The organism is Pseudomonas sp. NCIMB 10586 (assembly GCF_023127895.1).
GTDB classification, from domain to species: domain Bacteria; phylum Pseudomonadota; class Gammaproteobacteria; order Pseudomonadales; family Pseudomonadaceae; genus Aquipseudomonas; species Aquipseudomonas synxantha_A.
This window is the reverse complement of record NZ_SPKQ01000015.1, coordinates 85,440-97,545: the sequence shown is the minus strand read 5'-3', so window position 1 is coordinate 97,545 and position 12,106 is coordinate 85,440. Positions and strand designations below refer to the sequence as shown.

The window sequence follows — 12,106 nt, the reverse complement described above, 5'->3', positions numbered from 1 at the left end:
ACTCTGCCTCCATGAGTACCAGCCTCAAGGATTATCAACACGTTCGCGGCCTGGCCATTCAGTCGTTGTTCGAGATCATCGAGCAGTCCAGCGAAGGCACGGTCATCGTCGACCGCGACGCGAACATCGTGTGGATGAACGAGCGCTACGCTAGGCGTTTCGGCCTGCACAGCGCCGATGAGGCCATCGGCCAGCCCTGCGAGCAGGTGATTTCCAACAGCCTGTTGCGCCAGGTGGTGCACAACGACCGGCCGATCCTGCTGGATATCCAGGACACCCCCAAGGGCCCGCTGGTGGTGATGCGCCTGCCGATCCACGACGATGCCGGAGTGGTGATCGGTGCGATTGGCTTTGCGCTGTTCGATGAGTTGCGCAACCTGTCACCGCTGATCGAGCGCTACCTGAGCATGCAGCAAGAACTGGCCTCGACGCGCTCGCTGCTGCGCTCGCGGCAAAGCAAATACAACTTCGCGCATTTTATCGGCACCAGCGCTGCAAGCCTGGAGGTCAAGCGCCGGGCGCGGCGCAGTGCGAGTGCCGAGTCGCCGGTGTTGCTGCTGGGGGAAACCGGCACCGGCAAAGAACTGCTCGCCCAGGCTATCCACGGTGCGTCACCGCGGGCGCACAAAGCCTTCGTGAGCATCAACAGCGCCGCGATTCCACACGATCTGCTCGAAGCAGAGTTCTTCGGCACCGCACCCGGTGCATTTACCGGCGCCGACCGCAAGGGTCGCCCCGGCAAGTTCCAGATCGCCCAGGGCGGCACGCTGTTTCTCGACGAAATTGGCGACATGCCGCTGCCGCTGCAAAGCAAATTGCTGCGGGTGTTGCAGGAAAAGGAATTCGAACCGGTGGGCTCCAACGAGATGCTGCACAGCGATGTGCGGGTGATTGCCGCCACATCCATGAACCTGGAAGCAGCGATCAAGCGTGGCGAGTTTCGTGCGGATTTGTATTACCGCCTCAACGTACTGCCGATCCAGGTACCGCCGTTGCGTGAGCGGCTGGAGGATATTCCGGCGTTGAGCGAGGCGATCCTTGAGGAGCTGCGCAGCCAGCACGAACTGGACCGCGATGCCCTGGCGCTGTTGGCCCAACATGCGTGGCCGGGGAATATCCGCGAGCTGCGCAATGTGCTGGAGCGGGCGGCGCTGTTGAGTGATGACCTGATGCTCAATGCCAGCGACCTTCGCGCAGCGATTGGCACGTTCAGCCCGGTACAACGAGGCTCCGTGGCGGCGGTCGAGGGTGAAACCTTTGCGGCGGCGCGGGAGCGGTTTGATCGGCAGGTGATTGGTGCGGCGTTGCAGGCGTGTACCGGGAATGTGGTAGAGGCCGCCAGGCAGTTGGGGCTTGGCCGGTCGACGCTGTACAAGAAAATGGTGGCGCTGGGGCTAACTCAGTCTCCATATTGAGACCCAATTCTCAATACAAAGACAATCCATTGTGAGAGGGGCTTGCTCCCGATGGCAGTGTGTCAGGCTGAGCATCTGTACCTGACCCACTGCTCTCGGAAGCAAGCCCCCTCCCACATTAGGTATTTGCTTGTCTCAAAATAGAGATAAAATTTCAAAGCGCTGTTGAAAATTCTGAAAATATTGTTGTTTTTCAAATAGTTAATAACATGGCACACATCTAGCTATAGCCCTCCCACCGCTTCACCCCACAACAATAACAATCCGATGGAGACACACCATGAGTGTGATCATTGCCCTGGCCGCGCTCGCGCTGCTGATGCTGGCTGCGTACCGTGGCTATAGCGTTATCCTGTTCGCCCCCATCGCCGCCCTCGGCGCGGTGCTGCTCACCGCCCCATCAGCCGTCGCCCCCGCCTTTACCGGGGTGTTCATGGAAAAGATGGTCGGTTTTATCAAACTGTACTTCCCGGTGTTCCTGCTCGGCGCAGTGTTCGGCAAGCTGATCGAGTTGTCGGGTTTCTCGCGCTCGATCGTGGCGGCTGCGATCCGCTTGCTGGGCACGCGCCAGGCAATGCTGGTGATCGTGCTGGTCTGCGCCCTGCTCACCTACGGCGGCGTGTCGCTGTTCGTGGTGGTGTTTGCGGTTTACCCGTTCGCGGCGGAGATGTTTCGCCAGAGCAATATCCCCAAGCGCCTGATCCCGGCAACCATCGCCCTCGGCGCGTTCTCGTTCACCATGGACGCCCTGCCCGGCACGCCGCAGATCCAGAACATCATCCCCAGTACCTTCTTCAACACCACTGCCTGGGCGGCGCCGTGGCTGGGGCTGATCGGCACGATCTTCGTGTTTTGCACCGGTATGCTCTACCTGGCCCGCCAGCGCAACAAGGCCCAGCGGGCCGGGGAAGGTTATGGCACCGAGTTGCGTAACGAGCCGGAAACCGCCGAGAACCTCAGCCTGCCCAATCCCTGGATCGCGCTGTCGCCGTTGATTCTGGTCGGGGTAATGAACCTGCTGTTTACCCACTGGATCCCGCAGTGGTACGGCAAGACCCACAGCCTCAGCCTGCCAGGCATGAGCGCGCCGGTGACCACCGAAATCGCCAAGCTCACCGCGATCTGGGCGGTGCAGGCGGCGTTGCTGGTGGGGATTATCGTGGTACTGGTGTTCGGCTTCTCCGCGATCAAAAGCAAGCTGGCCGAAGGCAGTAAAAGTGCGGTCAGCGGCGCGCTGCTGGCGGCAATGAACACCGCCTCGGAATACGGCTTTGGCGCAGTAATCGCCTCGCTGCCAGGCTTTCTGGTACTGGCGGACTGGCTCAAGGGCATCCCCAACCCGCTGGTCAACGAAGCAATTACCGTGACCCTGCTGGCGGGCATCACCGGCTCGGCTTCCGGCGGCATGAGCATTGCCCTGGCGGCGATGTCCGAGAGCTTTATTTCAGCGGCCCATGCGGCCAATATCCCTCTTGAAGTGCTGCACCGGGTCGCGGCCATGGCCAGCGGCGGCATGGACACCCTGCCCCACAACGGCGCGGTGATCACGCTGCTGGCGGTCACCGGCTTGACCCACCGCGAAGCCTACAAGGACATTTTCGGCATCACGATTATCAAGACCCTCGCGGTGTTCGTGGTGATCGGTACTTTCTATGCCACCGGCATTGTGTGAGGTTTTCATGACGACTTTGAATGGCAAGACCGCCCTGGTCACCGGCTCCACCAGCGGCATCGGCTTAGGGATAGCTCTGAGCCTGGCCAAGGCCGGCGCCAACCTGATTCTCAACGGCTTTGGCGACGCCAGCACGGTGATCGCCCAGGTGCAGGCGTTTGGTGGCAAGGTCGGGCATCACCCGGCGGATGTCAGCGACCCGGCGCAGATCGCCGACATGCTCACCTACGCCGAGCGCGAGTTCGGTGGCGTGGATATTCTGGTCAACAATGCCGGCATCCAGCATGTGGCGGCGGTGGAAGACTTCCCGGTGGAGCGCTGGGATTCGATTATCGCGATCAACCTGTCCTCGGTGTTCCACAGTACACGTTTGAGCCTGCCGGGCATGAAGGCCAAGGGCTGGGGGCGTATCGTCAATATCGCCTCGGTGCACGGCCAGGTCGGCTCAGTGGGCAAGGCTGCCTACGTGGCGGCCAAGCATGGCGTGATCGGCCTGACCAAGGTGGTGGGCCTGGAAACCGCCACCAGCAATGTGACCTGCAATGCGATCTGCCCGGGCTGGGTGCTGACGCCGCTGGTGCAGAAGCAGATTGATGATCGCGTGGCCAGTGGGATCGACCCGCAACAGGCGCAGCAGGATTTGCTGGCTGAAAAGCAGCCGTCCCTGGAGTTTGTGACGCCGTCGCAGCTGGGTGAGCTGGTGCTGTTTTTGTGCAGCGAAGCTGGCGCCCAAGTGCGCGGTGCGGCGTGGAATATCGACGGTGGCTGGCTGGCCCAATAACCCCCCAGACACCGGAGATCAAAATGTGGGAGGGGGCTTGCTCCCGATAGCAGTGTGTCAGGGTAGACATTTGTAACTGAACCACCGCTATCGGGAGCAAGCCCCCTCCCACATTGGAACGCTATTGTTTGGAAGACCGATACTAGAACAAGAGATCTCGCTATGTCCGACATCCTCTGGCAACCCTCGCCCGAACGCATCGCCAACACACGGATGGACCAGTTCCGCCGCTTCATCAACCAACGCCACGGCCTGCACCTCCACGACTACCCTGCCCTGCACCAATGGAGCATCGACCAGCGCCCGGACTTCTGGCGGGCGATTGTCGCGTTCTTCGACGTGCAGTTTCGCAGCCCGCCCAGCGTCACACTGATCGAAGACATCGAGATGCCCAGCGCCCAATGGTTTCCCGGCGCCACCCTGAACTTTGCCGAACACCTGTTGCGCCGCCGCGACAATCATCCTGCGGTGGTGGCTGTCAGCGAAGACGGCCAACGTGAACAGTTGAGCTATGCGCAACTGGCGGAACATGTTGCCGGCCTGCAAAAAAGCTTGCGGGCAGCCGGGGTGGGCATGGGTGACCGGGTGGCCGCGTGCATGCCCAACACCTGGCAAACCCTGGTGGGTATGCTTGCCACTACCAGCCTCGGCGCGATCTGGTCATGCTCTTCGCCGGATTTCGGCACCCAGGGCGTCATCGATCGATTCGGCCAGATCGAACCCAAAGTGCTGATTACCTGCGCCGGCTACCGCTATGCAGGCAAAAACATCGACCAGAGCGCCAAGCTCAATGAAATCCTTGCGCGCCTGCCCTCCCTGCAACAGCTGATCATCGTGCCGTACGCCCGGCCTCAGGCACAGGTCGACGATTATCTGAGCCAAGCCCGTGTCACGCTGTGGGACGACTTCTATCAGGCCGGCGGCGTGCCCGAATTTGTCGCAGTGCCGTTCGATCATCCGCTGTATATCCTCTATTCCAGCGGCACCACCGGCATCCCCAAATGCATCATCCATGGCACCGGCGGCGTGCTGCTCACCCACCTCAAGGAACACGGCCTGCACGCCGACCTGAGCCGCGAGGACTGCCTGTTCTACTACACCACCTGCGGCTGGATGATGTGGAACTGGCTGGTGTCGGTGCTGGCGATGGGCGCCACGGCGGTGCTGTATGACGGCTCACCGTTCCACCCCGGCCCCGAGCGTTTGATCGACTTGATCGATGCGGAAAAAATCAGTGTATTCGGCACCAGCCCGAAATTCCTCGCTACCCTGGAGAAAGCCGGGTTGCGGCCACGCCTGAGCCACGACCTGAGCAGCCTCAAAGGCCTGATTTCCACCGGCTCGCCGCTGTCACCCCAGAGCTACGACTATGTGTACCGCGAGATCAAGAACGAGCTGTGCCTGTCGTCGATGTCCGGTGGCACCGATATCGTCTCCTGCTTCGTGATCGGCAACCCGGTGCTGCCGGTGCGGCGCGGTGAGATGCAATGCAAGAGCCTGGCCATGGCCATCGAGGTGTGGGACGACCAGGGCCGGCCGCTGATCGGGGAAAAAGGCGAACTGGTCTGCACCCGGCACTTTCCGGCCATGCCCATTGGGCTGTGGAACGACCCGAACCAGCACAAGCTGCGCGCCTCCTATTTCAGCCAGTTCCCCGGCGTATGGGCCCAGGGTGACTATGCCGAGCAGCGGACCAATGGCAGCCTGCTGATTCATGGGCGCTCAGACGCGGTGCTCAACCCTGGCGGCGTACGCATCGGCACCGCCGAAATATACCGCCAAGTGGAAAAAGTCCCACAGGTGCTGGAAAGCCTCGCCATCGGCCAGCGCTGGCAGGACGATGTGCGTGTGGTGCTGTTTGTGCGCCTCGATGACGGCGTCGAGCTGGATGAAGCGCTGCAACAGCAGATCCGCCAGGTGATCCGTGCCAACACCACGCCGCGCCACGTACCGGCCAAGATCCTCGCTGTCACGGATATCCCGCGCACCATCAGCGGCAAGATCGTGGAGTTGGCGGTGCGCAACGTGGTACATGGGGAGCCGGTAAAGAACACCGATGCCCTCGCCAATCCCGAGGCATTGGAGCAGTTTCGCCGACGCCCTGAACTGGATTTTTAGATGAAAGGTTTCAGCGCTGAACCGCTGTTTTGAAGAAAAGCCGTCAATGCGTGCTATTTTTCCGGGGTAGTCATCCATTGATGATCCTTGGGACAATGGATGTGGTTATTTTTCAAAGCGTCGTGCTCAGGGCTTTTTTTCATGAATGGAACATCCACCGGTAGCGAAGCCGCTGCATTGATCAAGCGGCTGGACTGGGCGCAAAGCCCCCTCGGTGAGGCCACTGATTGGCCGCAGAGCCTGCGCACCGCCGTCGATATCGTCGTGCATTCGCCTATGCCGATGGTGCTGCTGTGGGGCCCGCAACTCATACAACTGTATAACGATGGCTTCGCCCAACTGGTGGGCAACAAGCACCCCGGCGCCCTGGGCCAACCTGCGCACCAGACCTGGCCGGAGCTGCAAAGCTTCGCTGCGCCGGTATACGACGCGGTGCTCGGCGGCCAGGTGCGCACCTTCAGCGAGCAGCGTTTTGTCTTGCAACGCGAATGTCGCGACACCGAAATCTGGCTCGACCTGACCTACAGCCCGGTGCGCGACGAAAGTGGCCAGGTGGCAGGCATCCTGGTCACCGCCATCGAAACCAATGAACGGCGCAGCAAAACCCTGGAACTGCAGCAGCGTTCCGAAGCGAGCCTCAAGGCCCAGCACAACACCGAGCAGCGCCTGCAACTGGCACTGGCGGCGACCGATGCCGTGGGCACCTGGGACTGGGACATCGGTGAAGATCACTTTATCGCCGATGCACATTTCGCCTACCTGCACGGTGTCGACCCGAGTGACGCCGGCCTGCTGCCCATCAGCGCCTATCTGCTCGGCGTGCATCCCGAAGACCGTGGCATGGTCACGCGCAGCATCAAGCATTGCATCACCTTCGGCACTGAATACGCCGAGGAGTACCGCCTGCTGCAAGCCGACGGCCAAGTGCGCTGGGTGTTCGCCCGTGGCCGCTGCTACAAGGACCAACAAGGCCGACCCGCACGCTTCCTCGGCGCCGCGCTGGACCTCACCGAGCGCAAGCACACCGAACAGGCGCTGCGCCAGAGCCAGACCGAGCTGCAACTGATCATCAACGCCATGCCGGTGTTGATCGGCTACGTGGACCATGAGCAGCGCTTTCGCCTGAACAACAGCGCCTACCTCGACTGGTACGGCAAGACGCCCCAGGAGCTGTACGGCAAGACTATCCGCGAAGTGCTCGGTGATGAGGTGTATGCCGGACGAATAGACAAGATCGAAGCGGCCCTGAACGGCAAGGCGTGCAGCTTCATGACCCTCACGCCCCATCGCGACGGCCGCCCGCGCCACGCGTTGATGAAATACCTGCCGCGCTTCAGCAATGACGGTTCGGTGAATGGCTTCTACATTTTTGTCATCGACGAGACCGAACGCAAACTCACCGAGGAAGCCCTGCGCCATCTCAACGAGAACCTCGAAGAGCGTGTGGCCCAGCGTACCCAGGCGCTGGCCGAGGCCAACCAGCGCCTGCAGAACGAGATGTTCGAGCGTGAACGCGCCGAAGACGCCCTGCGCCATGCGCAGAAGATGGAAGCGGTGGGCCAGCTCACCGGCGGTATCGCCCATGACTTCAACAATATGCTCACCGGCATCATCGGCAGCCTGGACCTGATGCAGCGCTATATTGCCGCCGGGCGCAGCGATGAGATTGGCCGCTTTGCCGATGCCGCCGTATCCTCGGCCCATCGCGCCGCCGCCCTCACCCACCGCCTGCTGGCGTTTTCGCGGCGCCAGTCGCTGGACCGCCGCCCCACCGATCCCAACCAGCTGGTGGCATCCCTGGAAGATCTGTTCCAGCGCACCAAGGGCGCGCATATCGCGCTCAAGGTGCAACTGGGCAAGGACATCTGGCCGGTAAATACCGATGCCAGCCAACTGGAAAACGCCCTGCTCAACCTGGTGATCAACGCCCGCGACGCCATGCCCGACGGCGGCGAGTTGCTGATCGAAACCGCCAACAGCTACCTGGACGGCACCGACATCACAACCCTGGAGCCGGTCAAGGCCGGCGACTACGTGATGCTCGGCGTGAGCGACAACGGCAGCGGCATGGCGCCGAAAATCCTCGCCAAGGCATTCGACCCGTTCTTCACCACCAAGCCTATCGGCCAAGGCACCGGCCTTGGGCTGTCGATGATTTACGGCTTTGCCCAGCAGTCCGGCGGCCATGTAACGATCCAGAGCGAACCGGGCCAGGGCACCTGCGTGCGCCTGTACCTGCCGCGCCTGCACGGCACCGCACTGGAAAGCGACCTGCCCGTCAGCCTCACCGAAGCCCCGGTGGCCCTGGCCGGTGAAGCCGTGGTGGTGGTCGAGGACGACCCCGCAGTGCGCATGTTGGTGGTCAACGTCCTCGATGAACTGGGCTATACCGCGCACCAGGCGGCCGACGCCCGTGCCGCGCTGCCGCTGCTGGAGTCGGATTTGCGCGTGGATTTGCTGGTGACCGACGTCGGCCTGCCGGGCATGAACGGCCGGCAACTGGCGGAAATCGCGCGCCAGCATCGCCCCGGCCTGCGGGTGTTGTTCATGACCGGTTATGCCGAGAAAGCCGCTGAGCGCCAGGGCTTTTTGGAAGACGGCATGGACATGGTCGCCAAGCCCTTTTCGATCGACCTGCTGGCCACCAAAATCCGCAGCATGATCGGCGGCGAGGCCTGAGTTCAGGCATAATCGCGCGCCGTCGCACACCTGGTAGAGATCAATGAAAGCCCAAGCCCGTCATATCCTGGTGAAAACCAGCGAAGAAGCCGAACAACTCAAGCAGCGCATTGCCAAGGGTGAAGCCTTTGACGTGCTGGCCAAGAAGTACTCCACCTGCCCGTCGGGCAAGCGTGGCGGCGATCTGGGCGAAGTGCGGCCCGGGCAGATGGTGGGCGCGATTGATGCGGTGATCTTCAAGAAGCCGGTGAAGGTGGTGCACGGGCCGATCAAGAGCAAGTTTGGCTATCACCTGGTGCAGGTGTTTTACCGGGATTGATGGGATTGCCTTTAGCCCCCTCCCACAGTTGACCCTGTTCCAACTGAAGGAATGCAGTCTAATGTGGGAGGGGGCTTGCTCCCGATCCGCCGCAGGCGGCCATTCACCTCGGTATCAGCGCCCCCGGCAGCTGAATCACCCGACTCGCCAGCCGATGCCCAGCCAATGCAGCCTCTTGCGGCGAGCCACCTTTGAGCCGCCCGGCCAGATACGCCGCACTGAACGAATCTCCCGCCGCCGTAGTGTCCACCACCTTTTCCACCTTCAACGCCGGCACCGCAAAACGCTCTCCCGCACAGCGAATCAAACACGCATCCGCGCCACGCTTGAGCACCACTTCTGCAATCGATGGATAGGCCGCAAACACCTGCTCGCTGTCCTCATAGCCAAACAACGCGTGCTCGTCATCCTCGGTCAACAAGGCTATATCCACTTCGGCCAACACCTTGCGATAAGCCGCACGGGCCGCTTGCACATCGGCCCATAGCCGTGGCCGGTAATTGTTATCGAACACCACCTTGCCACCTCGGCGGCGGGTTTCGACCAGGGTGTGCAGCAAGCGCTCGCGCCCAACCTCGCCCAGCACCGCCAGGGTAATGCCGCTGAAATACACCACGTCATAGTCCGGCAACGCTGCCAGGATCGGCTCGGCCGCAGCCGTGGTAAAGCAGTCACGCACGGCCGCTTCGTTGCGCCAGTAAAGAAACTTGCGCTCGCCACTGGCGTCGGTCTGGATGCAGTACAAACCCGGCAGACGCCCGGGCAGGCGCTGGACCATGCTCAGGCCAAGGCCCTCGGTTTGCCACTGCTGGCACATGGCGTCGCTGAAACTGTCATCGCCCAAGGCGGTGACGTAGTCGACGCTGGCGCACTCGCCCAGCTCACGGCGCAGGTACACCGCCGTGTTCAGGGTGTCGCCGCCGAAGCTCTGGTGCAGGCTGCCGTCAGCGCGGTGTTGCAGTTCGATCATGCATTCGCCGATAAGGGCGATGCGGGGTTGGGTGGTCATGGCTGCTGTCTCGATGGGGCTGATGGCCTCATCGGGGGCAAGCCCCCTCCCACAGGGGAATGCATTCCAAATGTGGGAGGGGGCTTGCCCCCGATAGGTGCGACTCGGTCTAGAAACAGGTACGCAGCGACTCGACCACCTGCAACTGCTCATCCACCAGGCAACCCACCTGCCATTTGTCGAAGGTCAGGCAGGGGTGGGACGTGCCAAACGAAATGATGTCGCCAATGCGCAACTCAACACCCGGCGCTACGGTCATGAACGCATGTTGGTCCATCACCGCGGTGACCTTGCACGCGCTCACATCATCACCGTGCGCCGGGACGATCCCGGCCTTGTAGCGCTTGAGCGGCACCGGCAAGCCGGCGTCATAGGCCACGTCACGCTTACCCAGGGCAACCACCGCAAACCCCGGCTCCGGCAGCGACTGCACGTGCGCCCAGACTTCCATCGCCGGGCGCAGGCCCTCGTTGAGGTCGCTGCGTCGGTCGAGCACACAGCATTGCGCGTCTTTGTAGATGCCATGGTCGTGGGCCACGTAGCTGCCTGGGCGCAACACACTGAGGAAACGACCGGCAGCGTTCTGGGCCTCGAACGACTCGGCGATCAGGTCGTACCAGGCCGAGCCCGACGCCGTGATGATCGGTTTGGGCAGGTCGAACAGGCCGCTGTCTTGCAGGTCCACCGCCAGGCGCACCAGGCTGGCAGCGAAGTCACGGATGCCGCTGATGGCGTGCTCGCCGTGGATCACCCCTTCGTAGCCTTCGATGCCGGTCAACGCCAATGCCGGTTGGGCCTTGATTGCCCGGGCCAGTTCACGCACTTCTTGCTCGCTGCGACAGCCACACCGGCCGCCGACCACGCCGTATTCGATCATCACGTTCAGACGCAGGCCGCGCGCGGCGAAGAACAGGCCCAGATCCGCGACGTTGTCCGGGTGATCAACCATGCAATGGAAGTCGAAATCCTGATCGGCCAACAGGTCGGCGATCAGCGCCATGTTCGGCGCACCCACCAATTGGTTGGCCATCAGCACACGACGCACGCCGCCGGCATAGGCGGCGCGGGCTTGTACGGCGTTGGCCAGGGTGATTCCCCAGGCACCGGCGGTGATCTGGCGCTCGAACAGCGCAGGCATCATGCTGGTCTTACCGTGGGGCGCCAGCTCGGCGCCGCTGTGGCTGACAAAGTCCTGCATCCAGCGAATATTGTGCTCCAGGGCGTCACGATGCAGCACCAGCGCCGGCAGGCTGACATCGCGGACCAAATGGGCACCGACGGCGGCGGCACCTTTTTCAACGGCATTGAGGGCAGACATGGAAAACTCCTATTCGTTGATGCGCCGGGCCAGGCTGTTGGCGCTGTCGATCAGCACCCGGCGGTAGTCGTGGTAGTGCTTGCTGGCATCGGCTCGCGGGGCAACGATGCACAGGGTCGCAATGCTGATGCCCTGGGCGTCCCGCACCGGGGCGGCGAAGCAATGGGTGAAGGTGTCGGCCACACTGTCGAAGGAAAAGAACCCATCGACGGTGGCCTGGCGGATCTGCGCCAGGAAGGTATCGAGCGGCAGGCGCAGGCCGTCCGGCAGGATGAAATCGTCGGGGTCGATCAGCTCGATGATCTGCTGGTCGCTCAAATGCCCCAGCAACAAACGCCCGGAAGCGGTCCACGGGATCGGCGCGTTTTCACCGATATCCGAAGAAATACGAAAATGCCGCTGGCCTTCGCGCATCAGCGCCACCGTGTACTTGCGCCCGTTGAGCAGGCACATCTGCGCGGTTTCGTGGGTCTGGCTGACGATTTCCTGCAGGGCGTGATCGGCCTCGCGGGTCAGGTCGAAGTGCCGCAGGTGCGCCTGGCCGAGGAAATACAACTGGCGCCCCAGATACACGTGACCGTCCTTGCCCACGGTTTCCAGAATGCGCCGCTCCAGCAGGGACGCGACCAATTCGTAGACCGTGGACTTGGGGCTGCCGATGCCGCTGGCAATGTCATTCGGGCGCAGGGGTTGGCCGATCTCCTTGAGAAAATCAAGGATATCGAACGCACGGTCCAGGCCTTTGGCGCGGCGTTTGATGGTGTCTTCGGTCATGGCAGTGATGGGTCCGGTCAA

The 12,106-nt window shown here is 62.2% G+C and carries 9 protein-coding genes; 6 read left to right on the top strand and 3 right to left on the bottom strand.

What is annotated here, in order from left to right:
• Nucleotides 1–11 precede the first annotated feature (11 nt).
• The 6 genes from E4P01_RS07555 (at nt 12) to E4P01_RS07530 (ending at nt 8,984) form a co-directional block, all read left to right on the top strand.
• Nucleotides 12–1,415 carry a sigma 54-interacting transcriptional regulator gene (locus E4P01_RS07555; protein ID WP_216091563.1) on the top strand — a complete coding sequence of 468 codons (1,404 nt, stop codon included), beginning with the start codon at nt 12–14 and terminating at the stop codon, nt 1,413–1,415.
• 280 nt (nt 1,416–1,695) lie between these two features.
• Nucleotides 1,696–3,087: a GntP family permease gene (locus tag E4P01_RS07550; protein WP_216091564.1), complete on the top strand. Its 1,392-nt coding sequence runs from the start codon at nt 1,696–1,698 to the stop codon at nt 3,085–3,087.
• A 7-nt stretch (nt 3,088–3,094) separates the two neighbouring features.
• The gene (locus tag E4P01_RS07545; protein WP_216091565.1) at nt 3,095–3,868 is read left to right on the top strand and encodes a 3-hydroxybutyrate dehydrogenase; all 774 of its coding nucleotides are present in this window, start codon (nt 3,095–3,097) and stop codon (nt 3,866–3,868) included.
• A gap of 162 nt (nt 3,869–4,030) precedes the next feature.
• Nucleotides 4,031–5,986 carry an acetoacetate--CoA ligase gene (locus tag E4P01_RS07540; RefSeq protein WP_216091566.1) on the top strand — a complete coding sequence of 652 codons (1,956 nt, stop codon included), beginning with the start codon at nt 4,031–4,033 and terminating at the stop codon, nt 5,984–5,986.
• Between the two features lie 141 nt (nt 5,987–6,127).
• Nucleotides 6,128–8,665 (top strand): PAS domain-containing protein, encoded by a 2,538-nt coding sequence (locus E4P01_RS07535; protein WP_216091567.1) that lies wholly within the window; start codon nt 6,128–6,130, stop codon nt 8,663–8,665.
• A gap of 43 nt (nt 8,666–8,708) precedes the next feature.
• A complete protein-coding gene (locus E4P01_RS07530; RefSeq protein ID WP_003174397.1) occupies nt 8,709–8,984 on the top strand; it encodes a peptidylprolyl isomerase in 276 nt (91 codons plus the stop codon).
• A 103-nt stretch (nt 8,985–9,087) separates the two neighbouring features.
• On the opposite strand, the gene E4P01_RS07525 is transcribed toward E4P01_RS07530, so the two are convergent.
• The 3 genes from E4P01_RS07525 to E4P01_RS07515 form a co-directional block, all read right to left on the bottom strand.
• Nucleotides 9,088–9,993: a sugar kinase gene (locus tag E4P01_RS07525; RefSeq protein WP_216091568.1), complete on the bottom strand. Its 906-nt coding sequence runs from the start codon at nt 9,991–9,993 to the stop codon at nt 9,088–9,090.
• Between the two features lie 109 nt (nt 9,994–10,102).
• Nucleotides 10,103–11,311: an amino acid deaminase gene (locus E4P01_RS07520; RefSeq protein WP_216091569.1), complete on the bottom strand. Its 1,209-nt coding sequence runs from the start codon at nt 11,309–11,311 to the stop codon at nt 10,103–10,105.
• Between the two features lie 9 nt (nt 11,312–11,320).
• On the bottom strand, nt 11,321–12,085 hold the full coding sequence (locus E4P01_RS07515; RefSeq protein WP_032876076.1) for an IclR family transcriptional regulator: 765 nt from the start codon (nt 12,083–12,085) through the stop codon (nt 11,321–11,323).
• Nucleotides 12,086–12,106 lie beyond the last annotated feature (21 nt).